Below are 24,676 nucleotides of genomic sequence, written 5' to 3' on the forward strand. Positions count from 1 at the left end.
CAACCCCATCGGGACCATCCGCAACACTGGTTACCGCCGCCGCGACGGTGCGAAATGCCGATCGTCGTCGATGGACGTGCCGGTCGTCGCGGGATGATCATCGTCGGCGATTCGCCCTCGCACGCCGTCGATATCCGGCGCGGGACGCGGCAAGCGCCGGGCGGTCCCGCCCGCGCCCTTGCTCTCGTCCGGAGGCGCTCAGATGGAACGGTCGAGTTCGAGCACCTGCCGGACCGCGTCGGGTTCGCCGGAGAATTCGATCCGGACCTGATCACGCCCGAAGGCGTGCAGCAGCAGTTCCGAGGGCTCCCCGATCAGGCTCACCGCGGGACCGGTGCCGTCCACGAGCCGCACCGCCTCCCCGCCGGGTGTCGAGATTTCCACCGGTACCGGCGATTTCCGATACGCCATCTTCCCCATCTTGCGAAGTGTCGACCACAGCCGCTGCTGATCCTCGGCGGACAGTTCCCGCGGTTCCCAGCCCGAACTCGCCCGCCGGACATCCTCGTGGTGGACGAACATCTCGCTCAGATTGGCGATCGCGTCCACCGGGCGCAGCGGCGACCACCACGGCGGGCCGGTGCGGACCTTCTCCAGCAGTTCGCCGAATTCCCGTCCCGCCGCCTTGTCCTGCACCTTCTGCAGATAACCGGCGAGGGGACGCAACATGATCCCCGGCGCGGCATCGGGACGTCGCTCCCGCACGACCAGGTGCGCGGCGAGGTCGCGCACGGTCCACTCACCACATAGGGTAGGCGCGTCCGGGCCGGTGCCCTTCATCGTTTCGACCAATGCACGGCGTTCACGCTGAGCCATGTTCACACGATGAATCTAGCCGAGACCCAGCCATCGGGGAGGGAATGCGTTACCGATCCGGTTGCTCCGCGGCAGAGATGCTCTGTACTTTGTCATTCGGTCCATAAGGGTCGTGGTCCGAAACGCACAGATGGGAACACCTTTGAAGAAGTTTCTCACCGTTGCCGCCGTTCTGGTGGCGACCATCGGTTCTATGTTCGTCGCTTCGGTGACGCCGGCGCATGCTCAGTACAGCAGCTACTACGGCGCCATCGCGGTATCGCTGTCCACCGGCAACTACGGCTGGTCCTACGACTACGACAGCTACTCCGAAGCCGAGCAGGCCGCCGAGAGCAAATGCGGCGCCGCCGACTGTGTCGCCAAGATCTCCTGGCGCAACGGCTGTGGTGCACTGGCGGTTTCGGACAACTGGCTGAGCTATGGCTCCGGTTCGAACCGGGCCGCGGCCCGCTCCGAGGCGCTGGCCAACAACCCGGGCAACGCCTACATCGAGCACTGGAACTGCACTTCCGGCTACGACCTGTGAGTTCGTACCGTCCATCATTTCCGGCCGGCGCCGAACTCGCCGACTACTCCGTAGGGGAATCAGAACTGTGAAAATTCGACCGATCCGGGTCGTGGCCGCCGCAACGATGGCCGTCGCCGCCCTCACCTTCACCGCGTGCTCGTCCACCGAGGACTCCTCGGCCGATGCCGCCGCCACCAGCACCGAGGCCGCCGCCGAGTTCGAATCGGGTAAAACCCAGGACGGCCGTGAGGAGGGCAAGGCGCCGACCACCACACCCGCGCCGAACCTGCCGAAGCCCACGGCCGAAGAACTCAACGACAAGATCAACCGGGCGCTCGACGGTTCGGTCGGCGAGGACGAGAAGCTGGTCTGGATCGAAGACGCCGAACAGGATCCGCAGCTGGTCGACAAGCTGGTCGAGGCAGCCAAGAAGAACGAAGTAACGGTAAAGATCACCAATGTCGGCGAACCGGCCGACGGCAAGGTGACCGCCGATGCCGATGTCACCATCGGTGGTAGCCCGGTGGAGAACGCGACCGTCGATTTCGTGGCCGAGGGCGATCAGTGGAAGATCGCGCACGGGTTCGCGTGCAATATCGTCAAATCCGCGCAGCTGGATTCGGCGGCCTGCCAGGAAGATTCCTGATCCGCGAGTAGCTGTACCGATAACGAGAAACCGCCGGAGGGCTGAACCCTCCGGCGGTTTCGTCTGTTCCGGGAGTCAGACTCCGAGCACCGTCGGCACGATCATCGGGCGCCGCCGGTAGGTATCGGCCACCCAGCGGCCCACGATCCGCCGTACGGCCTGCGCGATGCGGTGCGTATCGGTGACGCCTTCCCCTGCCAGACGCAGCAGTTCGGCCTCCACCAGTTCGGCCGCTCCGGCCAGTGCGGTGGGATCGTCGGAGAATCCGCGACCACTCACCTCCGGCGGGCTGACCGCCTTACCGGTCGTCTCGTCCACGGCCACCGTGATGGCGATGAAACCGCCCTCGCCGAGCACGAGCCGGTCCGACAGCGTGGATTCGCCGACATCGCCGACCGACAGTCCGTCCACGTAGACGTGCCCGACCGGGACCCGGCCGACGATGGAGGCGATCCCGTCGACCAGATCCACCACCACACCGTCCTCGGCCAGCACCACCCGCTCCTCGGGCACTCCCGTGGCGACCGCGAGTGCGGCATTGGCGCGCAGATGGCGCCATTCGCCGTGTACCGGCATGGCATTGGTCGGCCGGACCGCGTTGTACAGGTACAGCAGTTCCCCGGCCGATGCGTGCCCGGAGACGTGCACCTTCGCGTTCTGTTGGGTGATCACCGTGGCGCCGAGCCGCGCCAGCCCGTTGACGACCGCGAACACCGAGTTCTCGTTGCCCGGGATGAGCGAGGAGGCCAGCACGACCAGATCGTCGGCACGGATGTGGATCTGCCGGTGCTCGCCGCGAGCCATCCGGGACAGCGCCGACAGCGGTTCACCCTGGGATCCGGTGGAGATGAGAACCAGTTTGTTACCGGGCAGGGTGGCGGCCTGATCGAGATCGACCACGAGCCCGTCGGGCACCGTGAGGTAGCCCAGGTCCTGGGCGATCTGCATATTGCGCACCATGGACCGGCCGACGAAGCACACCCGGCGCCCGAACTTCTGCGCCACATCCACCACCTGCTGGATCCGGTGCACATGGCTGGCGAAGGATGCCACGATCACCCGGTTGCGCGCCTTGCCGATCACGGTGTCCAGGACACCGCCGATCTCCCGTTCCGGAGTGACGAAACCGGGGACCTCGGCATTGGTGGAGTCGACCAGGAACAGATCCACGCCCTCGTCGCCGAGCCGGGAGAAACCGGCCAGGTCGGTGAGCCGGCCGTCGAGCGGCAACTGATCGAGTTTGATATCGCCGGTATGCAGCACGGTTCCCGCCGGCGTGCGGATGGCCACCGCGAGGGCGTCGGGGATGGAGTGGTTGACCGCGAAGTACTCGCATTCGAACGGGCCGTGCTCGGTGCGCTGTCCCTCGGTGACCTCCAGCAGCTTCGGATGCAACCGGTGTTCCCGGCATTTCGCGGCGACCAGAGCGAGGGTGAACTTCGAACCGATCACCGGGATATCGGGGCGCAATCGCAGCAGGAACGGTACGGCGCCGATATGGTCCTCGTGCCCGTGTGTCAGCACCACGGCCACCACATCGTCGATACGGTCCTCGATCGGCCGGAAATCGGGCAGGATCAGGTCCACGCCGGGCTGCTGGTCCTCGGGAAACAGCACACCGCAGTCGACGATCAGCAGTTTGCCGCCGTATTCGAAAACGGTCATATTGCGACCGATCTCACCGATCCCGCCGAGCGCGAAGACCCGCAGGCCCTGCTTCGGCAGTTTCGGGGGCAGCGAGAGCCGGTCCTGCGCGGCGGCCTCCGGGGTGACGGCGGGCGCGGAACGGGCCGGCTCGTTACGACCGCGACCCGGCTGCTTGCTCCGGCCGCCGCGACGTGACCGCTGGCTACGGGCCTCCGGGGCGGCTGCGGCGGCGGACTCGGGTTCGGTTGCCACGGTCTCGGTTTCCCTTTCGACAGTGGATCCGGCGGGTTCGGCGACCGGAGCGGCGGGCGTGGGCTCGGGTTGCGGCTCCGGCACGGGCGCGGGCGCACCCGCGTCGCGCCGCGCGGTACGGCGAGGACGGCGAGCGGTGGGTTCACTCATTCGAGCACCCCGGCCGCCCGCAGATCCGCCGCCAGATCTTCGAGTTGTTCCGGGCTGGGCATGATCTGCGGCAGCCGCGGTTCACCCGTATCGATACCGAGCAATCGGAGCCCGCCCTTCGTCATCGCGACACCACCGAGCCGGGCCATCGCGGCATTGAGCCACAGCAGGCTGGTGTTGATATCGCGGGCGCGCACCACATCACCGGCGCTGAAGGCGTCCACCATCTCGCGCAGCCGCTCCGGGACCAGATGCCCGATCACGCTGATGAAGCCCACCGCGCCCATCGCCAGCCACGGCAGATTCAACATATCGTCGCCGGAGTAGAAGGCCAGATCGGTTTCGGCGATGAGCGCGGCACCCGCGTTCAGATCGCCCTTGGCGTCCTTGACTGCGACGATCCGCGGATGTTCGGCGAGCCGGCGAATCGTATCGGAAGCGATCGGTACCACCGATCGCGGCGGAATGTCGTACAGGGTGACCGGTAGGTCGGTGGCGTCGGCGACCGCGGTGAAATGCGCGTACAGGCCTTCTTGGGTCGGCCGCGAATAGTAGGGCGTCACCACCAGCAGGCCGTGCGCGCCCGCGCGCTGTGCGTTGCGTGCCAACTCGATCGAATGCGCGGTGTCGTAGGTGCCGGCGCCGGCGATCACGGTGGCCCGGTTGCCGACCGCGTCGACGACCGCGCGCAGCAGATCCGCCTTCTCCGATTCGGTGGTTGTCGGCGATTCGCCGGTGGTGCCGGAGATCGCGAGCAGGTCGACGCCCCGATCGACCAGACGATGTGCCAGGGAGACGCCGGTGTCTATGTCGAGCTTGCCCTCGGCACTGAAGGGGGTCACCATCGCGACACCTACTGTGCCGGACGCGCTCAACACCGGGGGCGTCGATTCACCGTTCGTCATGGTCAGAAAGGCTACCCGGTCACCTGATATGCCTCGACACCCTCGTCTGTGTTCTCGGCCGCCCACATCTCCGGCCGACGGCATGATACAGCCATAGTGCCGTCATTTCTTTACTTGAACGACATCAAATATGGCGTCACACTGGTGTCATGGATCTGACCCGATACACCGCCCGCATCCGCGAGGACCTGGTGGCCGCCGCGGCCCTGGGCGACGAGAAAACGCAGGCCACAGCGGAGGCGCTGGCCACCGCGGTGGAGAATTCGGCCCGGCTGGCCCTGCTCTCCGCGCTCACCGAACTCGCCGATACCGTCACCGCCGAATTGGGCGACCGCACCGTGCGTGTCTCCCTACACGGCACCGAGGCGAGCGTCGAGGTGCGGCGCGCCCCGTCCGGCGACAACCCCAGTTTCGAGGAGGTGACCGGCGATATCAGCCGGGTGACCCTGCGTCTGGTCGAGCAGGTGAAGGCCCGCGCCGAGGAGGCCGCCGCACAGAGCGGGCAGTCGTTGAACTCCTGGATGTCCAGCGTCGTCTCCGGAGCGTTGCGCGACCAGATGCGCGGCGGCTACGGCGCACCGAAGCGCGACGACCAGTCCTGATCGCCGGACGATACCGTCGGGAGCTCATTCGAAGACCGAGACTTCACCGGACCTTCCGATATCGGTACGCCGGTCCCCGTCCGTGCCGCTGACCAGCACCGTCGCGATATTTCGGCGACCGGCGGGCAACACCCGCACCGTGACGGCACCCCCGTCGGCGGCGTCCAGGGCCCGGATCGCGAACTGCACGACCAGATCCCGCACCGCGCCGGGAACCTCGGCGAAACCGCCGTCGTCGAGCAGTAGTACCTCGGCCCCGCGGGACCGGGCCCCGCGCGCCGCGCTGTTGAGGCGATCGGTCACCAGCTGGGGCGCCCGCAGGCTGTCGCGCAATTCGGCCTCCAGTAGCCGGCATTTCTCCCGTTCGGCGGCGGACAAGTCGGCGCCCCGGGCGATCCGTTCGAGCATCGGCCGCGCGACCCGGTCCAGCCGGGCCAGCTGCCGGATGCGCTCGGAATGCTCCGCCGCCATCGTCGCCTCGGCCGCCGCCCGCATCGCGGCGTCCTCGTGCAGCAGTCGCAACGAACGCTGTGTCGGGCGCAGAATCAGCGCGCATACCGAGGCACCGGCCAATGTGGCCAGCGCGACAATCGGCACGAACAGCGAGCCGAAATCGACATCGAGGGCGATATCGGCGGCGGCGAGCGCCACCGCCACCGCGGCCGCGCCCGCCCACGCCGCACCGATCCTGCTACGTAGGGGCAGCACGGCCAGTACGAACGAGAAGGCAAAGGCCGCCCATGGCTCCCGGACCGCGCCCTCGTAGGAATTCAGAGAGGTCAGCACCACCGCCGTCAGACCCGCCAGTAGCACCGTGACCGTGGCCGGCCACGGTAGTGGATCACCGGCAACCAGCAGCACGATGGCACCGGCGCCCAGCATCGCGGCGAACGCGGTGCCCGCCTGCTCGGCCGGGACGATGCCGAACGTCGGGATCATATGCAGCGTAATGATCATCACGAGCCCGGTCAGGAAGAACCAGCCGCCCGGGCCGCGCATCCCGAGCAGTGCCCGCAACTCGGTATCGCTGTCCGGCTCAGACATCGTCGCCACCGCCGGCGCTACCCCACACCAACGTCACCGTGGTTCCCTTCCCCGGACCCGATTCCACAAAGGCGGCGCCACCGGGCAGCTGCCGCATCCGGCCCAGAATGCTCACCGAGACGCCGAGCCGGTCCGCCGGTACGGCCCCTCGATCGAAACCCTCGCCGTCGTCGCGTACGACCACCTGTAACCCACCCGCGCCGATGGTGACGGTGACGGTGCGCTGAACGGTACGGCCGGGTACCGCCGCGTGCCGCAGGCTGTTACGGGTCGCCTCGGCCAGCGCCGCCGCCAGGGTCCCCGCCGCCTCCACCGGCATTCGCAGCGCTGCTCCGTTATCACCCTGTCGTGCGGTGAATTCGACGCTGCGATTCACCTCGTGCACCGCCGCGCGCAGGAATCCGACCGCCGAATCGGCATCCAGAGTGTCCATATCGGACTCGGCGAACCGGGTCTCGTCGAGTTGGTCGAGGGTGCGCTGGGCCTGTTCGCGCAGAACCGGTGAGGTACCGGAGTCGCGGGAGGCGTCCAACAGTGTGGACAGCACCGCGTCGTGGATGAGAGCGGCGAATCGAGCACGTTCACGCTCCCGGGCCGCGGTACCCGCGACCGCTGCGGCCTGTTCGCTCGCCCGCACCGTTTCCCGGTCGACTCGTACTCCCGCGCGGCGCGCATAGGCCACACACCACAGGAGCAGCATGCACAAACCGATCTGTCGCGCGAAACTGACGAGTACGTTCATCCACGAGGTCCCGTCGAGCATGAGGTAGGCGACGATGCCCGGAAAGGCCGCCGCCACCACGAGATAGACGCCGGCGAACAGCAGGCGCCAGGCCAGCGCGGCAGCCAGCATCCCGATCGCGACCAGCCGATACACCCAGATCGGCCCCGGTGCCGCTTCGACCTGGGGAAAGTAGGCCAGTACGAGAACCATGGCGGTGAGGTAGCCGAGCGCGGCGGCTCCCGCGACCGGCCGGATCAGCTGCGGCCGGTCGATCAGCGACACCACCGCGAGCACCGGTAGCAGGCCGAACGCGGTCGATACGGTAACCAGAGTCCAGAACAGCGCTACTTCCCGATGCTGCACGATGATCTCGGGAAGTTCGAGCAGGCCGGCGATCGTCCCGACGAGCCCTATCACCAGGCCGAAACCGCGCAACACCCGATCGGCGGCGGATTCGGGGCCGGTGTCGCGGTCCCGGTGCAGCAGTGCGCGGCGTGACCACCTCGCGCTATCGGGCCGCTGCCGTGCCGCTCTCGCCGGTGCTACAACGGACGCGTCCATCAGCGGCGACGTTCCGGGACCGGCAGCCAACCGTCCTCCACCGCCCTTTTGTAGAGATCGGTCTTGGTGGGGGCGGGGCGGCCCGCATCGGCGTATTTCTGCCGTATACGGCCCAGATAGTCGTTGACGGTCTGCTCCGACAGTCCCGTCAGCCGCGCCACCCGGGATGCCTTCTCGCCCGCCGCGTACAGGGTGAGCACTTCTTCCTGCCGGGGACTCAATCCGACACTGGACAGTTGCGGATCACCGTCGATGGCGGCCGCCCAATCCGTCGTCACCACCTGCTCCCCAGAGGCTGCCCGCCGTACCGCGGCGACCACCGCGGCCACATCCTCCGATTTACGGAGCACACCGAGCACACCGGCCCGCGCGGCCGAACGCACCAGATAGGAATTGTCCGCACCGGTGAACACCAGCACCTCGACCCCGTTCTCGCGCAGTGTCCGCACGTTGTCCTCGGGCGTGGAATCGTCGGCGAGCCGCAGATCCAGAACCGCCAGATCCAACGACCACTGCTCGCCGAGCCGGCATTCCGGATCCTCCAGCAGTCCGGCGACGGTGCCCGCCGTCGCGACCAGCGCCAGATCCGGATGCGGGCCGAGCATCGCGGCCAATCCGATCGCTACCGACTCGTGGTCCTCCACCAGCCCGATCCGGCGTGGCACCCCATTCACTCCCGCAACGCTCTTCGTCACCGCACAAACTCCCATCACGCACGAACGATCCACCTGCTCAGCAGTATGGCGGTCCGCGTACGGCGGGGTCAGCCCCAGATTCCGGGGGAATGCGGGCGATGCCGGGCGGCGTGTCTGCCCGAGCCGGTGTGTGGTGGTGGGCCGTATTCTGCGACTGACCAGGCTGTGCCCAACTTCATCGAGCGGGACGTAGGCATATCGAGCGCGGTGATCCCAGTGCTCGACTGAAGTGGCAGGGCACTGCTCAGATGTCCTGAGTGTGGCTCGCCCGGCGGCCGGAACACCTCGATGCACTGGTTCAGATGATGTTCAGTGCGTCCGCGACCGTGGTGAGGTAGTCGATGTGGGCGTCGACGGAGTCCAGGCCGAAGCCCATGGTCGCTACGGCGGCGTGGGTGCCGCCTGCCACTCGATCTGCTCTTCTTCTCAGGTTCCGCGGGTGCCGAAGTCCTGGCCGAGAGCGTCGTATTCGACAGGGCTCCAGCCGATACCGACTCCGAGTCGTAGTCGGCCGCCGGAGAGCGGGGCGACGTCGGCTGCTTGCCGCGCGACCAGAGCGGTTCGGCGTGGCAGCCAATGACCTGGGCATCATCGCCTCGATCTTCAGCTTCGTTGACTAGTGCAGAGCGTGGGGCGGGGGCTTTGCCGGTGGTCGCGGATCCCGCCGGATTCAGGCGGCGCGGCGGCGTCGGGGTAGGAGTGCGCCGTCCATGACCTCGGTCCACCAATGGTGCAGCGGGCTGGGATCGGGCCAGTGCACATCAGCAGCGGCGGCTGCACCGCTTCCGGCGGGGTTCGGGGTGCGGCACCGGGCGGCTGCGGATCGGGGGCCGGGCGGCCCGAGGCGATCGAGGCCGGTGCCGGTCGCGGGCATGGTCATGGCATCGTTCCTCTCGAACTATGGTCTGCGGAACAATTTCCCGGGAAGTCCGGGTGGGCCCGGAAGAACCGTGCTGACCGGGCCCACCCGTCGCTGGATGGAATTGGGAGAACCGAAGGCCAGGGTCGGCGGGGCCGGGAACAGTTCGGCCTGGCATGCCACGTTCGGTGGCTGTGCACGCGCGCCGCTGGGGGCGCGTCGCTGCTCTCAGTGCAGGCCTGCGGGTTCGGCGCCCCTCGCCGACCCTGTATCGCGTGTGTGGGAACGGGCATCACCTCACTTCCCTGCCTGTTGGGTGTCGGGGGCTTCTGCGGCGTTCGGGCGGGCCGCGTTCGCGGGCCCGGAACCGATCCGGCCGCCGCCGCTGTGGCCGGGGAGGTCCACACCTGGAGCCGGTGGGTCGCGACGGCCGGGCACCGGTCGTGCGCAGCCGTCGCACCCATCGGACCCGGGCCGTGCGCAGCGCCTCGTCGACCTCGGCGAACAGCTCCTCGAAGTCGGGATCCAGCGCGATCAGCCGGGGACTCCCATTTCCCAGCCGGTTTTCGCCGGCACCGGTCGATGCGTTCACGGCCGGGCTCCTGTGGTGGCGCCGACCCGGACGGTCAGGCGTTGATGGCCTGATGCTCGTGGTCGTGGCGCGCGACCTCGATTTTGCGGGGCTTGGCCTTTTCCGAGATCGGAATCACCAGCCGCAGCACCCCGTCACGGTAGTCGGCGCGGATCGCGGCGGTATCGAGGTTCTCACCCAGGAACAGCTGTCGGCTGAACACGCCGCGGGTGCGCTCGGCGGCGATCATCGACCGGCCCGAGTCCAATTCCGGGCGCGATGCCCGCACGGTCACCACATTGCGTTCGACATCCAAGTCCAGGGAGTCCGGGTCGATGCCGGGTAGATCGAGTTCGACGAAGAAGTCGTCACCCTCGCGCCAGGCATCCATCGGCATCGCCGCCGGACGCGCGGGCGTGCCGAAAACTTGCTGGGTCAAACGATCCAGATCACGGAAGGGATCGGTGCGCATCAACATGGTCGCCACCTCCAGTCACTCCTTAACTCTCGAAGAGAAACCAGATAATCTCTGTCTACTGACAGAACTAATATCTAGCACTCCTCGAAGGAGAGTGCAAGTAGTATCTGCAGATAATGTCGAGAGGATGGTGAAGAGGGTGACGGGTGCGGATCAGCACGGCGGTAACCTGCCCGGGGCCGGGCAGGGCGTGTACGCGATATCGGTGGCCGCGGAACTGGCCGGTGTCGGAGTTCAGACGCTGCGGCTCTATGAGCAATACGGGTTGATCACCCCGGCGCGCAGCGCGGGCGGCACCCGCCGCTACAGCCCCGACGATCTGGCACGGCTACAGCGCATCACCGAACTGACCGGGCAGGGTATCCACCTCACCGCGATCGTGCGCATCCTCGAACTCGAAGACGCCAACACCACGCTCCGCGACGCCAACGCCGCCCTCACCACCGAACGCGATCGGCTCCGCGACCACGGATCATCACAACGCTGACATCCGGTGTCTGCCGCGCCCGGGCAGCCATCGAAAGATGCAGGCGATGAGGTTCTTCCTCGTCGGCCGCCCCGGAGCGGCCGAGCCGATATCACCGTGTGACCTCGCGAGGTATCCCGATAACGGCAGAATTGCCTGGTGGGAACGTTTCGATCAACCGGTTGGCGGTGCGGGCACGATCGCCTAGCCTGCCCGGTACGGGCCAGCGGATCTCTGCACGTCCCCACCCCCTCGGCCCTACAGCAACGCCGTCATTGCATATCGACCCATGTGACCCATGTGAGTGCCTATGAAACAGACTGTTGCCGCTTCACCGACTGCCCCCGCCCCCGCCGCCGCGGCCACGTCGGCGAACTCCAGAACCCCCGCTGACCAGCTGAGTTTCCGCACCCGGCGCCGCGGCGAGGCCGTCATCGTATCGGCGCGCGGCGAGGCCGACGCCTTCACCCTGCCACTGTGGCGAGACAAAGTCCGCGACGCCGTCGAGGAGGCAGCCCGCGCGGACTGCGCCGTGATCATCGACGCCGGCCGGCTCGACTTCCTATCGCTACGCACCTTGGCTGCCCTGGCCCGAGACGCACGCCAGTACCGGCGCAACGGCACCGAAATCTGCCTGGTCACCACCGATCTGAACATCGCCCGCCTCGCCGCCGGCGACCCCCGCACCGCGGACCTCCCCGTCCGCTCGACCGTGGTCAGTGCCCTGACAGCGATCCACCTGCACAGACGAGCCACACACGCCACCAACCGCCCTTGCCCGCATCACACGCCACAGATCACCCCGGACCAGCGCGGGACCCCGCACACCAGGCGAGCGCACTATCTGGCCGGTGAAACCGTTCCCGGTCACGGTGGCCTCCCACCCACTGTGACCGCCGCACCGTTGCCGGGCCACCGGTAGCCCGTCCCACCCTCCGGGCCACTCGACGAAACAATCCACGGCCACACGCCACAGAGTTACCGACCACCGAGACCGATCGCGACAAGTTCCCAGAGCAAGATGGACAGAAGGCCTCATTCCTCCGGCTCAGGTATTCGTCAGGGGAGGGCAACCCACGCAGTCGATCGCGGGGTTGCCCGAACGCTAGCGGTGGGAATGCGGCGGCGTAGCGTGCGGCGAGTGAGTTCTCGCGAGCACGCCCCGTCCAGCGCCCGCCCCACGGCCGGGATCTCCGACGCCGACACAGCCACGACTGTTGAGATCGAAGCCCTGTTCCGGACACTGGAATCCGCATTGGAGGCCAAAGACGCAGCAGCCTTCGACCAGCCATTCACCGAAGACGTCGTCTTCGTCACGCCGGCGGGCGCGATCTTCCGCGGCTGGGACGAACTACACGGCTACCACCGCAAACGCCTGGGCGACGGCCCGGACGCGCGAGCCCACTTCGAGCTGCTTTCCCTACGTCTCCTGACACCCGAACACGCAGTCGTCACCGTCGAGCAAACACTGCACACCGCAGAATTCTCCGTCGCCAACCGAGGCACCTGGGTCCTGCTCGAGCGCAACAAGAAATGGTGGGCCTGTTCGGTGCACAACACCAACATCGCCGGATCGGTCGAAGCCTGACCCACTGTCCGACGCCCGCTGTCAGGTCGAGCGTGAACTCCTGGGCCGCCGCGCCCGGCGCCGCAGCCCGCAGCCCGCAGCCCGCAGCCCGCAGCCCGCAGCCCGCAGCCCGCAGCCCGCAGCCCGCAGCCCGCAGCCCGCAGCCCGCAGCCCGCAGCCCGCAGCCCGCAGCCCTGAAAGCATGCCACTGCCTGTGGCCGATTCGTTCGGTACCGCGGTGAGCGGTTCGCGGTTGGTCCCGGGTTGCGGTCACGTCCGCGGTCGCCGAGTCGTCGGCGGTGTCATCACGATGGTCAGGCCGTCGAGTAGTCGTTCCAGTCCGAACGCGAACAGTGATTCCAGGTCCACCTGGGTATCCGGTTCTGTGAGCTGGGTGATCAGTGGTCGGTCGACGGCGAGCCGGGCAGCGCCCCACTGTTTGCTCGTCATTCCGGAGTCCAGTTCGGCGCGGGCTTCGCTTTCGATGTTCATTGCTGTGCCCCGCACGTAATTGACCAAGGTGGCGTAGATGTGGAGCCGGGTGGAGGAATCCAGTTCCAGGTCGTCGAAGGCGCGCAGAGTCCACAGTCCGTAGGCGATCATGGCCGGCAGGGTGGCCGGGCGGGTGATGGACACCAGCGGTGGCACCCATGGATGGCGCTGGTAGACAGCCCATTGCAGTCGCGCGGCCACGCGCAGATGTGAGCGCCACCCCGGGGGCGATTCGGGGTAGTCGATCTCGGCGAACGCGGCGTCCGCGAGTAGCTGAGTGAGTTCGGCGTCGGCGTCGAGGTAGCGGCGCAGCGTGATCGTCGCGACGCCGAGTTCGGCGGCCACTGCCCGCAGGGACAGTGCTGTCAGACCGCCGCTGTCGGCGATCCGCATCGCGGCGCGCACGACGCGCTCGCGTTCGAGCCCTGCGATGGTTCGCGAGGGCAGCCGACGCGCAGCGACCACGGCGCCGACGCGCGAGGTCGATTCGATGGTGCCCGAGTGTTTGAGCGCGGCCAGGGCTTTGGTGGCAGTGGCGATGGCGACGCCCCATTCGCGCGCGATGGCCCTGGTGGTGGGAACCGGATCGCCCGGCCGCAGCAATCCCGCGGCGATGCGCCGCTCGATCTCGGCGACGATTCGGAGGTAGGGCGGTCGGGCATCGGTCACACCATCATGCTGGCACGAGTCAGTGGTCGGGCAGCCAGTTGCCGTGCAGGCCCAGCGGTACGCGGGCGGGCAGGTGGATACGCGCGATGGGTTCACCGGTGAAGTCCCGAGCGGCCAGCACGACCAGATCGGCGGCGTTGCGGTGCGGATCGTGTACGTAGGTGAGTAGATATCCCTCGTCTTCGCCGGACCCGGTGGCCACGAACACCGCCTCGCCCACGGTTTCTTCTGCCCCGAATGCGTGCACCTCCGCGGTGCACCGCTGGAAATCATGTTTCACCAGCGCGTTGGAGAAGGCCGCGTCCGGGGCCGCGCCCTCCGGGGCGAACGGTATCCCGTACAGGGCCGTCGCGGCGGAGTAGCCGTAGCGGTGGGGGTGCCCGGCGTAGGCGTCGTTGATGCGGGGAAAATCCTGCGGCCGGTCATCGATGCGTTGCTGCTGGGCCTCGTCGGTGGTGATGGTCCAACGATCCAGCACCGGCCGGATCGCGCCGGGGTCGGCGGGATCGAACGGGCCTCGCGCGGTGACCAGGTCCACGACGACCGAATCACCGTCGTCGTAGGCGTTGAGCGTATGACTGACATGCACAGGGTCGATATCGTGCCAGCGGACCTCACCACCCGTCCGCGGCATCACGCCCACACGTGTGGGGTGCCCCGGCAGCCATCGGCAGTCGAATCCATCGAAACCCAGCGGGGTATCCCAGAGCACTACGTGGTCGCCGGTGAGCGCGAAGTCGTGCAGAAACGGGGTCCGCGTCATCGCGATCGGCACCGCACGAACCACCGCCCCCGCGGTATCGGTCACGATGTACTGCACGAAATCACGACCGGCCATATAAGACAGGGAATGCAACTCCCCGGTGCGTGGGTCGTGTTTGGAATGCGCACCCGCGGTGAACCCCTCCGCCGTCGCGCCCAATCGGCAGAAGCCCACGGTGTTCAGCTCGTCGTCCAGCAGGGCCGGCGGTAGTCCGCCTTCCGCCATGGCGAAGATCTGCCCCGCATGTTCGATCACATGCACCATGGGCGCATATCCCGGGACACGCACGAAACGGTTGCGATACCACTCGGCCCGCCCATCGCGCAGCCGCACCCCGTGCACCATGCCCTGACCCATCCCCCACACGTGGGTGCCGGGGTCCTCCACGCCCACCGGGTTAGGACCGTTGCGCACATATCGGCCACCGAGTTCGGCCGGGATACGCCCGGTCACCGGCAAGTCGTAGGCCGTGACCTCCACCTCTACGGGCGCGAAATGACCTTCCAGATACCTCATGAGAACACCGTAGGAACCCCCGCCCGAAAGGCGTTCTCGCACGACACGATCACCGCGCTGTGTACTAGTGCAGGCCGCCGCCCGACCCGCCTCCACATCTGCGAGATCATCGCCACCACCGACCGCACACCCGGCCGAGGAATCCGCCAGGCCCTCAGCCCATCAACTGTGCGGCCACCGTGGCACCCAGTTCCCAGCACCGCTCGAGATCGTCCTTCTCCGGTTTGCCCATCACCACAACCGAACTCGCTGCCTTGACCCAGCCGAGGCCGGTGGTCACCGATTCCACACTCCGCTCCGCGCCCTCGGTGCCCTCGTTCCCGTGTACGTACAAGCCGTACGGCCGGCCACGAGTGCTGTCCAGGCACGGGTAGTAGCAGGTGTCGAACGCGTGCTTCAACGCGCCGGACATGTAGCCCAGATTGGCCGGGGTGCCCAGCAGATAGCCGTCGGCGGCCAGCATCTCGTCCGGAGTGAGTGCCAGCGCCGCCCGCCGCACCACCTCTACACCTTCGATCTCCGGATCGGTCGCCCCGGCCAGGACGGCTTCGAACATCGCCTGCATATGTGGCGACGGGGTGTGGTGGACGATCAGCAACCGGGGCACATCGCCGAGCCTAACGACTGTGCCGCACCACAGAAGCTTTCCAGCACCGCGCGGCGGCATAGCCGCGGATCGCGCGAAGCCGTTTGTTCGGCACCTCCGGCGCGACCCGGGCGAGGGGTCAGGCTCCGCTCTCGCGTTCGCGCTTCTCCAATTCCACTGCGCGGCGCATGGTGTCCCGCGCCCGGGAGCGGTCACCGGCGTGATCGTAGGCGCGGGCCAATCGGTAGGAGATCCGCCAGTTGTCGGGGTCGGCCTCCCATTCCTTCTTGATCGAGAGGAACAGGTCGTCGGCGGCCGCGCGCTCGATGCGGCCCGACGGCCGGCGCGGCAGATCCGAGGTATCCAATTCCAGTCCCTCGTCACGGATCCTGCGGGCCAGCCGCTGATGGTCCAGTGCGGACCGGATGGTGGAGCCGACCATCCACACTCCCAGCAGCGGCAGGATCAGCACCCCGATACCGAGTGCGATAGCGGCGCCTCCACCGGAGATGATCAGTTCCACTGCGATCCGGCCGAGCCACAGAAAGTAGAAGCCCAGCGCGAAGACCAGTGCCGCGAGCAGCACCAGGATTTTGAGAACAGCGCGGTCCGGCTGGGATTCGCCCGGATCACCTGCGTTTTCGTTCACAGGTCCAGGAAGGGGTCGAGCCCGACAGTGAGCCCCGGGCGTTGTCCGATCTGCCGGATTCCCAGCAGAACGCCGGGGGCGAACGAGGAGCGATCGATCGAATCGTGGCGGATGGTGAGCGTCTCCCCCTGGGTCCCGAACAAGACCTCCTGATGAGCGACGAGCCCCGCCAGCCGCACCGAATGCACCCGGACCCCGTCGACCTCGGCGCCGCGGGCGCCGTCGAGTTCGGTGCTGGTGGCATCGGGCACGGGGGCAGCTCCGGCCTGTTTGCGGGCTTCGGCGATGATTCCTGCCGTTCGGTAGGCAGTGCCGGAGGGTGCGTCGGCCTTGTTCGGATGATGGAGTTCGATCACCTCGACCGATTCGAAGAACCGTGCGGCCTGTTCGGCGAAGCGCATGGACAGGACCGCCCCGATCGCGAAGTTCGGCGCGATCAGCACCCCCACCTCAGGCTTTCCGGCCAGCCAGCCGCGCACCTGATCGAGCCGGGCGTTATCGAAGCCGGTGGTACCGACGACCGCGTGGATCCCGTTCTCCACCAGGAACTCGAGGTTGCCCATCACCACATCCGGGTGAGTGAAGTCGACGACCACCTGGGTGCCCGAATCGACGAACCGGCTCAGCGGATCGTCCTTGTCGACCGCGGCGGCGAGATCGAGGTCGGCGGCCGCCTCGACGGCCGCGCAGATGGCCTGCCCGACCTTGCCCCGCGCTCCCAGAACGCCAACCCGAATCGGTTCCGTCACCTCGCCACTCCCTACCTGTAGTCGGACTGCGAATCGAGCCTACTGTGTCTGTTCACGCCACCTGCGCGTGCAGCCGACCGTCCACAGGTTGGCGACCATTGAGCACCTCCAGTGCCGTGAGCCTACCCAGGTGATCAAGGCGCACGCCCTCACCCACCCTTTCGTCTACTCCGGATGGTCCACCTCCGTAAGCGGGGCCCGCCCCTGTTCTGCAGCGACGAAGCGAAGGAGCACAGCGACCGAGCGCATGCAGTCGGCCACCCATAGATCGGCGAGCATCGAGCACTCACAGAGTCGTAAGCCCCCAGGCTGAAGCTGCACATACACGAACCTTCCGTCCACTCCGAAGCGTCCACCTCAACGGCGAGGCCCGCCCCGGTTCTGGAGCGACGAAGCGAAGGAGCGCAGCGACCGAGCGAAGGAGTGAAGAACCGGGGTTGATAGGGCCCCGCCCCGCGGCGCCGAAGGCGACGCCGAAAATTCAGAAGATGATCACCTGGCGTAGTGCGTGCCCGGCCGCGAGTTCGTCCATGGCCGCGTTGATATCCGCCAATCCGATCCGCGCGGAGATCAGTTTCTCGACCGGCAGCCGACCTTCCCGCCACATCCGGACGTACTCCGGAATATCGCGCGAGGGGACCGCCGAGCCGAGGTAGCTGCCGATGATCGAGCGCCCCTGGGCCACCAGACCCAGCGGTGAGATGCTCGCACGGGCATCGGGGGCGGGCAGGCCCACCGTCACCGTGACACCGCCGGGTGCGGTGGCCGCGACCGCGCTTTCGAACGCGCGCGCGGAACCGACCGCCTCGACGACCACTTCCGCCTGAACGCCCTGGTCCGCGATCTCAGCGGGGGTGAACGCGCTGCCGGCACCGAGTTCACGGGCCAGGGCCAGCTTGTCCGGGACCGTATCGACGGCGATGACCTCCCGCACGCCCAGCGATACCGCGACCAGGACGGCCGCCATACCCACACCGCCGAGCCCGACCACCATGACTCGGTCGGTGACGGAAGGTTTCGCCGAGTTCAGCAGCGCTCCGCCGCCGGTCAGTACCGCGCAGCCGAGGACCGCGGCGACCTCCGGTGGTACGTCGTCGTCCACCGGGACCACCGAGCGTTGGTCCACCACCGCATGGGTGGCGAATCCGGAGACTCCGAGATGGTGGTGCACTTCGGCGCCGTCGCGGTGCAGGCGCCGGCCGCCGCGGAGCAGTTCGCCCGCATTGTTCGACGCGCTGCCGGGAATGCACGGAGTCCGGCCGCCGGAGGCGCATCCGGCGCATTCGCCACAGCGGGGCAGGAAGGTCATCGCGACCCGCTGCCCGACGGGGAGGCCGGCGCCCGGACCCGCCTGGACGACCCGGCCGGAAGCTTCGTGACCGAGCAGCATCGGTACCGGCCGCACCCGGTTGCCGTCGATCACCGACAGGTCGGAATGGCAGAGCCCGGCGGCTTCGATGCGCACCAGGAGTTCGCCGGGGCCGGGGTCGGCGAGATCGAGTTCACCGATGGTGATCGGCGCCGAGTCGGCGTACGGCGCCGGTGCGCCGATCCGTTCCAGGACTGCCCCACGAATTCTCATGCTCACCACGGTAGGCCGCGCCGAGGATTTGATCATGATCCGGTTCGGACTATCCTGGTATGCCGTGATGGTGCTCCCGTTGGCCGCCTTGTACCGAGCCCGGGGTCGGGATCATCACGACTCGAGGAGATATTCCTTTGTCCGTTCAGTTCAACCACACCATTGTCGGATGTCGTGACAACCGGGAATCGGCCGAATTCTGGGCCGATATCCTGGGCGTACGACCAGGTGCCGAGTGGGGTCCGTTCATTCCACTGGTGACCGGCAACGGGGTCACGTTCGATTTCGCGAACGTCCCCGATCACATCACCGAGATCCAGGGTCAGCACTACGCGTTCCTGATCTCGGAGCAGGAATTCGACGCCGCCTACGCCAAGATCCAGCGCTACGGTCTCGAGCACTGGGCCGATCCGCATCAGCGGGCCGCGGGCGAGATCAACCGGAACGACGGTGGGCGTGGCGTGTACTTCCTGGATCCCAATGGTCATTACCTGGAGTTGATCACGGTCCCCTACGGGGGATGGCCGGCGTAGCCCTAGCGGTCGCCGCGGCGCAATCCCAGCGTCGCGGCGCCCAGGCAGGCCACGGCGACGATGCCGACGAACCAGGGGAACACCGTGCGCAGGCCCCAGGTGGTCGCGGCCCAGCCGGCGAGGATGGTCGGCAGCGCCATCGAGGTGTAGGCCAGCAGGTAGTAGGCCGACATGGTCTCGCCGCGCCGGTGTTCCGGCACCACGTGGGAGAGGTGGCGCAGCGATCCGCCGAAGCCGAGGCCGAAGGTGGAACCCAGCAGGACACCGGCGGCCAGCACCACTACCCAGTTGTGCGTAGCGAGTGCGGGCACGGTCAGGATCAGGGCCACCGCCATACCGATATCACCGGCGACGGCCGCGCGCCGGGCCGGGATCGCGGTGGCGAACAGCTGCACGACAGCGGCCGCGGTGGCCGTCGCCGCCACCACGACACCGCCGAAGACGAGGTTGTGGATGCCGGTCTGCTGCGCGGCCAGCGACGGATACAGCGACAGCAGTACGCCGAGCACCGACCAGGCGGCCATGACACCCATCGCCGCGAACCAGAAGTCGGCGCGGATCTCCCGGGGTACGGCGGGACGGGCGATCCGGATGCGGCCGGCGACCCGCGTGGCGTGTGGTTCGCGTAGCGCCAGCACACCCGCGGTGACGAGCAGGCAGATCACGCTGATCACCACGTACGGTGTGCGCAACGGGTGGGGTGCGTACTGGGCGAGCAGTGCCGAGCCCATGATGGCCACGGCCATCCCCACGTTGAACGCGACACCGGTGAGCTGGCCCGAGCGCGCGCCACGATGCGGCCGCAGGTCGAGCAGTGCCGCCGCGCCCGCGACCACGGTCGCACCGACGGCCATCCCGTGCAGGGCGCGGGCGGCGAGCAGCATGGGGACGGTATCGGCGAGTACGAACACCACGAGGCCGGCGATCATCACCGCGAACGCGCCGAGCAGGACGGGTTTGCGACCGATCACATCGGAGATCCGTCCCGAGACGAGGACGGCGCCGAGGGCGGCGATCGCGTAGACCGCGAAGACGAGGGTGGTGGTCAGCGGCGAGAGATGCCACTGCTGTTCGTAGAGACCGTAGAGCGGCGCGGGCACACCGGAGACGCCGAGCGCCACCCCCGTAGCGCTCAGGACCAGCCCGTAGGCCCAGGGTTGGATCGTTGCGTCGTCGGTGAGTACCGCCGCTGTCGCTGCCATGAGAACCCCGAAACAGGTAAGTTTGACGTTGATCGAACTTCATCGAGCCTATCCGAGGTTCGATGATCATCAAACCCGAGCGAGTAGATGATGACGCAGACCACACCGACCACGGACTCTCCGAACCCACCGGTGGCCCCGCTACCCGTGGTCCTGGCCGCACTCCAGGACCCGGTGCGCCTCGAGATGGTCCGCCGCCTGCACAACGCGGACGACGCCGTCCGCTGCGCCGCGCTCTACGAGGTGATCAACAAGTCGACCGCCACACACCATTTCAAAGTGCTGCGCGAAGCGGGCGTGATCGAACGGCTGATGCTCGAAGGGCAGACCCATCAGCGACTGCGCACCACCGATCTGGACCGAGCCCTGCCCGGCCTGCTGGACTCGGTGGTCGGCGCGGCCAACCGCGCCACCCCGGAATCGAACCGCTGACGGTCGTGCGGCGGATCGCGCCGGCCGCACGCCGGGCCGGCACCGAGACGCTCGGTCGCGGCACGAAGATCGGCGAGGCCGGGGTATCTGCCCGGCCTACCTGATCGCGGGCACCGCCGCGCCGAGTGATTCGGCCGCCGCCGCGCGGACGTACGCGGCGTACGCCCCGCGGATCAGCTCGCGGCCAACCGGCGCACCGGCGCCGGCAGATCACGCACGCGTTGATACGGACCGGCGACCGAGGCCGCGAACGGCCGGGACAGCAGCGCGGCCGCGACCTCCCCGACCTCCTCGGTGGTCACCGCATCGATCCGGGCCAGCGTCTCGGAGACGCTGCGATGGTTGCCGTAGCTCAGTTCGCTGCGGCCGATCCGGTTCATCCGGGACGCCGAATCCTCCAGCCCCAGCACCAGCCCACCACGCAGTGAACCCTTCGCGCGGGCACATTCGGCATCGGTGATGCCGTCGGCGGCGATCTCTTCCAGGACCCCACGGGCCAGCGTCGCCACCTCTCCGAGATTCTCCGGCTGGCAGCCCAGATACACCGAGAACGCACCGGTATCGGCGAAGGTATCCACACTCGAGTACACCGAGTAGGCGAGCCCGCGTTCCTCCCGGATGCGCTGGAACAGGCGGGAACTCAGTCCCCCGCCGATTACCGTGTTGAGCACCGACAGCGGCCACCGCAGCTGTCCTTCGTGGCGACCGTAGGCCCGCACGCCGAACACCAGATGCGCCTGTTCGCTGTCCCGGTAGGACCAGGTCAGCCGTGGCTCCTCCCGGGTCCGGAAGCGACCCTCGCGCCGCGGCGCGGGCAGCGCGCCCGGATCGAGCCGACCGGCGACCGCGCGGTGCACCAGTTCCACCGTATGTTCGTGTTCGACATTTCCCGCCACCGCGACGACCATCCGGTCGGGGGTGTAGCGGCGCTGATGGAAGGAGCGCAGCTGACTCGCCCGCATGCCCTCGATGGATTCCACCGACCCGATGATCGGCCGGCCGATCGGGTGATCGCCGAACAGCGCGGTGAGAAAGGCGTCGCCGACGAGATCCTCCGGATCGTCGTCACGCATCGCGATCTCTTCCAGAACGACCTGTCGTTCCACATCGACGTCCGCCGCCCGGCACAACCCGTTGAGCACCACATCGGTGACCAGATCCACCGCCAGCGGCAGATCCTCGTCCACCACATGCGCGTAGTAGCAGGTCTGCTCCTTGGCGGTGAACGCGTTCAGCTCGCCACCGACCGCGTCCATCGATTCGGCGATATCCAGCGCCGAACGGGTCGGCGTGGCCTTGAACAGCAGATGCTCCAGGAAATGCGCGGCACCGGCGACGGTCGGACCCTCATCGCGCGAGCCCACCCCGACCCAGACCCCGACAGACGCCGAACGGACACCGGGCACATGCTCGGTCACCACCCGCAGACCACCCGGCAGGACGGTACGCCGCACCCCGTTGTCGATATCGACCGTTTCGCCGATCCGCCACGCCGATGACGAACCCCCCTGCCCACTCGGGCGCAGGGGGGCCGTCGTATTCTGCTCCGTCACACGACCAGTACTACTCGGTCGCTGCCGCGTCCGCATCGGCGGGCGCCTCGTCGGCGGTCTCGTCGACGGGGACCAGCGAGATCTTGCCGCGGTTGTCGATATCGGCGATCTCCACGCGCAGTTTGTCGCCGACGTTCACCACGTCCTCGACCTTGGCCACGCGCTTGCCGTTGCCCAGCTTGGAGATGTGCACCAGACCGTCGCGACCGGGCAGCAGCGAGACGAACGCGCCGAATGCCGTGGTCTTGACGACCGTGCCGAGGAACCGCTCGCCGACCTTGGGCAGCTGCGGGTTGGCGATGGCGTTGATCGCGTCGATCGCCGCCTGCGCCGACGGGCCGTCGGTCGCGCCGACGAAAACGGTGCCGTCGTCCTCGATGGAGATATTGGCGCCGGTTTCCTCGGTGATCTGGTTGATCATCTTGCCCTTGGGGCCGATGACCTCACCGATCTTGTCGACCGGGATCTTGATCGCGGTGACCCGCGGCGCGTACGGGCTCATCTCGTCCGGGGTGGCGATGGCCTCGGCCATCACGTCCAGGATGGTGGTGCGGGCGTCGTGCGCCTGGCTCAGCGCACCGGCGAGCACCTGCGAGGGGATACCGTCCAGCTTGGTGTCGAGCTGCAGAGCGGTGACGAAGCCCCGGGTACCGGCGACCTTGAAGTCCATATCGCCGAAGGCGTCCTCGGCGCCGAGGATATCGGTCAGCGCCACATAGCGGACCTCCTGCGCACCGGCGTCGTTGGTGACGGTGTCCGATACCAGGCCCATGGCGATACCCGCGACGGGCGCCTTCAGCGGCACACCGGCGTTGAGCAGCGACAGGGTCGACGCGCAGACCGAACCCATCGAGGTGGAACCGTTGGAGCTCAGCGCCTCCGACACCTGACGGATGGCGTAGGGGAACTCCTCCTGGCTCGGCAGCACCGGGATCAGCGCCCGCTCGGCCAATGCGCCGTGCCCGATCTCGCGGCGCTTCGGCGAACCGACGCGACCGGTCTCACCGGTGGAGTACGGCGGGAAGTTGTAATGGTGCATATAGCGCTTGGAGGTTTCCGGGCCGAGCGAATCGACCTGCTGCGCCATCTTGACCATATCGAGGGTGGTCACACCCATGATCTGGGTTTCGCCACGCTCGAACAGCGCCGAACCGTGTGCCCGCGGCACCACGGCGACCTCGGCCGACAGCTCCCGGATATCGGCCAGACCGCGGCCGTCGATACGGAACCCGTCGGTGAGGATGCGCTGACGGACCAGTTTCTTGGTGACCGAGCGGAACGCGGCCCCCAGTTCCTTCTCCCGGCCCTCGAACGATTCGCCCAGCCGGGACAGCACATCGAGTTTGATCTCGTCGATCTTCTCGTCGCGCTCCTGCTTACCGGCGATGCTCAGCGCCTCCGACAGCGGCGCCTTCGCGGCATCCTCGACAGCGGCGTAGGTGTCCTCGGCGTACGGCGGGAACAGCGGGAATTCCTCGGTGGGCTTGGCCGCGAGTTCGGCCAGGTCCTGCTGCGCCCGGCACAGCCGCGCGATGAACGGTTTGGCGGCCTCCAGGCCCTCGGCGACCACGGCCTCGGTCGGCGCCTGCGCACCGCCGTCGATCAGCGCGATCACATTATCGGTGGCCTCGGCCTCGACCATCATGATCGCCACATCACCGGTCTCGGTGACCCGGCCGGCCACGACCATATCGAAAACAGCCTTCTCCAGCTGCGCGACGGTGGGGAAGGCGACCCACTGACCGCCCTCGGCGGTACCCGCCGCGGGATCGTTGATCAGGGCGACCCGCACACCGCCGACCGGGCCGGAGAACGGCAGGCCCGAGAGTTGGGTGGACGCCGAAGCCGCATTGATGGCGACCACGTCGTAGAGATCCTCGGGATCCAGGCTCAGCACGGTCACCACGACCTGGATCTCGTTGCGCAGGCCGTCGACGAACGACGGGCGCAGCGGCCGGTCGATCAGGCGGCAGGTGAGGATCGCGTCGGTGGAGGGGCGGCCCTCGCGCCGGAAGAACGAACCGGGGATCCGGCCCGCCGCGTACATCCGCTCTTCGACATCGACGGTCAGCGGGAAGAAATCGAACTGGTCCTTGGGGTGCTTACCGGCGGTGGTCGCCGACAGCAGCATGGTCTCGTCGTCCAGATAGGCGACGACAGATCCGGCGGCTTGTTTCGCGAGCCGGCCCGTTTCGAAGCGAATCGTGCGGGTGCCGAAGGCGCCGTTGTCGATCAGCGCGACGGATTCGAAAACACCCGGTTCGACCTCGATGGCCGAGCTCTTCGAGCGTTCAATCGTTTCTGGCATTTCTCTGTTCTCAACCTCTCGTCTCGCCGGATACAGCGCCCGGTGGCGCGATCCGGCTGTGTCAGCCGTACCAGGTTCGAACGCGGCGCGTCAGCGGAACCGCGGTGACCGTTCGGGTCAGCGGTGGCCGTATTCGTGCTGCGGCGCGTAC

26 protein-coding genes are annotated in these 24,676 nt (G+C 67.7%); 8 read left to right on the plus strand and 18 right to left on the minus strand.

Going from position 1 to position 24,676, the window contains the following annotated elements:
* Positions 1-198 precede the first annotated feature (198 nt).
* The gene (locus IEY68_RS03620) at positions 199-822 is read right to left on the minus strand and encodes a TIGR03085 family metal-binding protein (protein ID WP_189094011.1); all 624 of its coding nucleotides are present in this window, start codon (positions 820-822) and stop codon (positions 199-201) included.
* Positions 823-946: 124 nt separating this feature from the next.
* On the opposite strand from IEY68_RS03620, the gene IEY68_RS03625 reads away from it, so the two are divergent.
* Positions 947-1,342 (plus strand): DUF4189 domain-containing protein, encoded by a 396-nt coding sequence (locus IEY68_RS03625; protein WP_058852993.1) that lies wholly within the window; start codon positions 947-949, stop codon positions 1,340-1,342.
* A 67-nt stretch (positions 1,343-1,409) separates the two neighbouring features.
* A complete protein-coding gene (locus IEY68_RS03630; protein WP_229718578.1) occupies positions 1,410-1,970 on the plus strand; it encodes a WKL family lipoprotein in 561 nt (186 codons plus the stop codon).
* 75 nt (positions 1,971-2,045) lie between these two features.
* Here the strand turns inward: IEY68_RS03630 and IEY68_RS03635 are convergent, their stop codons facing one another.
* Both IEY68_RS03635 and dapA read right to left on the minus strand, forming a co-directional pair.
* A complete protein-coding gene (locus tag IEY68_RS03635; RefSeq protein WP_058852995.1) occupies positions 2,046-4,019 on the minus strand; it encodes a ribonuclease J in 1,974 nt (657 codons plus the stop codon).
* Entirely contained in the window at positions 4,016-4,924 is a 909-nt protein-coding gene (gene dapA, locus IEY68_RS03640) for a 4-hydroxy-tetrahydrodipicolinate synthase (RefSeq protein WP_058852996.1), read from the minus strand. Before dapA ends, IEY68_RS03635 begins: the two co-directional genes overlap by 4 nt.
* A gap of 149 nt (positions 4,925-5,073) precedes the next feature.
* On the opposite strand from dapA, the gene IEY68_RS03645 reads away from it, so the two are divergent.
* Positions 5,074-5,526, plus strand: coding sequence for a hypothetical protein (locus IEY68_RS03645; protein ID WP_058852997.1), 453 nt, complete (start codon positions 5,074-5,076; stop codon positions 5,524-5,526).
* A gap of 24 nt (positions 5,527-5,550) precedes the next feature.
* On the opposite strand, the gene IEY68_RS03650 is transcribed toward IEY68_RS03645, so the two are convergent.
* The 6 genes from IEY68_RS03650 to IEY68_RS03675 all read right to left on the minus strand — a co-directional run bounded on the left by IEY68_RS03650 (position 5,551) and on the right by IEY68_RS03675 (position 10,473).
* Positions 5,551-6,570, minus strand: coding sequence for a DUF8320 family protein (locus IEY68_RS03650; RefSeq protein ID WP_058852998.1), 1,020 nt, complete (start codon positions 6,568-6,570; stop codon positions 5,551-5,553).
* Positions 6,563-7,855, minus strand: coding sequence for a sensor histidine kinase (locus tag IEY68_RS03655; RefSeq protein WP_058853004.1), 1,293 nt, complete (start codon positions 7,853-7,855; stop codon positions 6,563-6,565). The genes IEY68_RS03650 and IEY68_RS03655 overlap by 8 nt, the downstream gene beginning before the upstream one ends.
* A complete protein-coding gene (locus IEY68_RS03660) occupies positions 7,855-8,565 on the minus strand; it encodes a response regulator transcription factor (protein ID WP_058852999.1) in 711 nt (236 codons plus the stop codon). Before IEY68_RS03660 ends, IEY68_RS03655 begins: the two co-directional genes overlap by 1 nt.
* Positions 8,566-8,976: 411 nt before the next feature.
* Positions 8,977-9,123: an LLM class flavin-dependent oxidoreductase gene (locus IEY68_RS03665; protein ID WP_082681074.1), complete on the minus strand. Its 147-nt coding sequence runs from the start codon at positions 9,121-9,123 to the stop codon at positions 8,977-8,979.
* A gap of 97 nt (positions 9,124-9,220) precedes the next feature.
* Entirely contained in the window at positions 9,221-9,430 is a 210-nt protein-coding gene (locus tag IEY68_RS03670) for a hypothetical protein (RefSeq protein WP_058853000.1), read from the minus strand.
* A 605-nt stretch (positions 9,431-10,035) separates the two neighbouring features.
* Positions 10,036-10,473 (minus strand): Hsp20/alpha crystallin family protein, encoded by a 438-nt coding sequence (locus tag IEY68_RS03675; protein ID WP_082681072.1) that lies wholly within the window; start codon positions 10,471-10,473, stop codon positions 10,036-10,038.
* A gap of 112 nt (positions 10,474-10,585) precedes the next feature.
* On the opposite strand from IEY68_RS03675, the gene IEY68_RS03680 reads away from it, so the two are divergent.
* From IEY68_RS03680 to IEY68_RS03690, 3 genes are all read left to right on the plus strand, one after another.
* Positions 10,586-10,945, plus strand: coding sequence for a MerR family transcriptional regulator (locus IEY68_RS03680; RefSeq protein ID WP_058853001.1), 360 nt, complete (start codon positions 10,586-10,588; stop codon positions 10,943-10,945).
* 289 nt (positions 10,946-11,234) lie between these two features.
* Positions 11,235-11,846, plus strand: a complete 612-nt coding sequence (locus IEY68_RS03685) for an STAS domain-containing protein (protein ID WP_058853002.1) — start codon at positions 11,235-11,237, stop codon at positions 11,844-11,846.
* Positions 11,847-12,065: 219 nt separating this feature from the next.
* A complete protein-coding gene (locus tag IEY68_RS03690; RefSeq protein WP_189094012.1) occupies positions 12,066-12,512 on the plus strand; it encodes a YybH family protein in 447 nt (148 codons plus the stop codon).
* A gap of 249 nt (positions 12,513-12,761) precedes the next feature.
* Here the strand turns inward: IEY68_RS03690 and IEY68_RS03695 are convergent, their stop codons facing one another.
* From IEY68_RS03695 to IEY68_RS03720, 6 genes are all read right to left on the minus strand, one after another.
* On the minus strand, positions 12,762-13,652 hold the full coding sequence (locus IEY68_RS03695; RefSeq protein WP_058854008.1) for a GntR family transcriptional regulator: 891 nt from the start codon (positions 13,650-13,652) through the stop codon (positions 12,762-12,764).
* A gap of 19 nt (positions 13,653-13,671) precedes the next feature.
* Positions 13,672-14,931, minus strand: coding sequence for a carotenoid oxygenase family protein (locus tag IEY68_RS03700; protein ID WP_058854007.1), 1,260 nt, complete (start codon positions 14,929-14,931; stop codon positions 13,672-13,674).
* A gap of 154 nt (positions 14,932-15,085) precedes the next feature.
* The gene (locus tag IEY68_RS03705; RefSeq protein ID WP_058854006.1) at positions 15,086-15,538 is read right to left on the minus strand and encodes a flavodoxin family protein; all 453 of its coding nucleotides are present in this window, start codon (positions 15,536-15,538) and stop codon (positions 15,086-15,088) included.
* A 118-nt stretch (positions 15,539-15,656) separates the two neighbouring features.
* Positions 15,657-16,166 carry an NfeD family protein gene (locus IEY68_RS03710; RefSeq protein WP_058854005.1) on the minus strand — a complete coding sequence of 170 codons (510 nt, stop codon included), beginning with the start codon at positions 16,164-16,166 and terminating at the stop codon, positions 15,657-15,659.
* Complete coding sequence (gene dapB, locus IEY68_RS03715; RefSeq protein WP_058854004.1) at positions 16,163-16,915, minus strand: 4-hydroxy-tetrahydrodipicolinate reductase; 753 nt, start codon at positions 16,913-16,915, stop codon at positions 16,163-16,165. The genes IEY68_RS03710 and dapB overlap by 4 nt, the downstream gene beginning before the upstream one ends.
* Positions 16,916-17,396: 481 nt before the next feature.
* Complete coding sequence (locus IEY68_RS03720) at positions 17,397-18,497, minus strand: alcohol dehydrogenase catalytic domain-containing protein (RefSeq protein ID WP_058854014.1); 1,101 nt, start codon at positions 18,495-18,497, stop codon at positions 17,397-17,399.
* Between the two features lie 137 nt (positions 18,498-18,634).
* Between IEY68_RS03720 and IEY68_RS03725 the strand changes: the two genes are divergently transcribed.
* Positions 18,635-19,030 (plus strand): VOC family protein, encoded by a 396-nt coding sequence (locus tag IEY68_RS03725; RefSeq protein ID WP_058854003.1) that lies wholly within the window; start codon positions 18,635-18,637, stop codon positions 19,028-19,030.
* A 2-nt stretch (positions 19,031-19,032) separates the two neighbouring features.
* Here the strand turns inward: IEY68_RS03725 and IEY68_RS03730 are convergent, their stop codons facing one another.
* Entirely contained in the window at positions 19,033-20,232 is a 1,200-nt protein-coding gene (locus IEY68_RS03730; protein WP_058854002.1) for an MFS transporter, read from the minus strand.
* 90 nt (positions 20,233-20,322) lie between these two features.
* On the opposite strand from IEY68_RS03730, the gene IEY68_RS03735 reads away from it, so the two are divergent.
* Complete coding sequence (locus tag IEY68_RS03735; protein ID WP_058854013.1) at positions 20,323-20,664, plus strand: ArsR/SmtB family transcription factor; 342 nt, start codon at positions 20,323-20,325, stop codon at positions 20,662-20,664.
* A 173-nt stretch (positions 20,665-20,837) separates the two neighbouring features.
* Here the strand turns inward: IEY68_RS03735 and IEY68_RS03740 are convergent, their stop codons facing one another.
* Positions 20,838-22,253 (minus strand): M16 family metallopeptidase, encoded by a 1,416-nt coding sequence (locus tag IEY68_RS03740; RefSeq protein ID WP_082681213.1) that lies wholly within the window; start codon positions 22,251-22,253, stop codon positions 20,838-20,840.
* Positions 22,228-24,525: a polyribonucleotide nucleotidyltransferase gene (locus tag IEY68_RS03745; protein ID WP_058854001.1), complete on the minus strand. Its 2,298-nt coding sequence runs from the start codon at positions 24,523-24,525 to the stop codon at positions 22,228-22,230. The genes IEY68_RS03740 and IEY68_RS03745 overlap by 26 nt, the downstream gene beginning before the upstream one ends.
* Positions 24,526-24,676 lie beyond the last annotated feature (151 nt).

This window comes from Nocardia jinanensis (assembly GCF_014645735.1).
GTDB classification, from domain to species: Bacteria; Actinomycetota; Actinomycetes; order Mycobacteriales; family Mycobacteriaceae; genus Nocardia; species Nocardia jinanensis.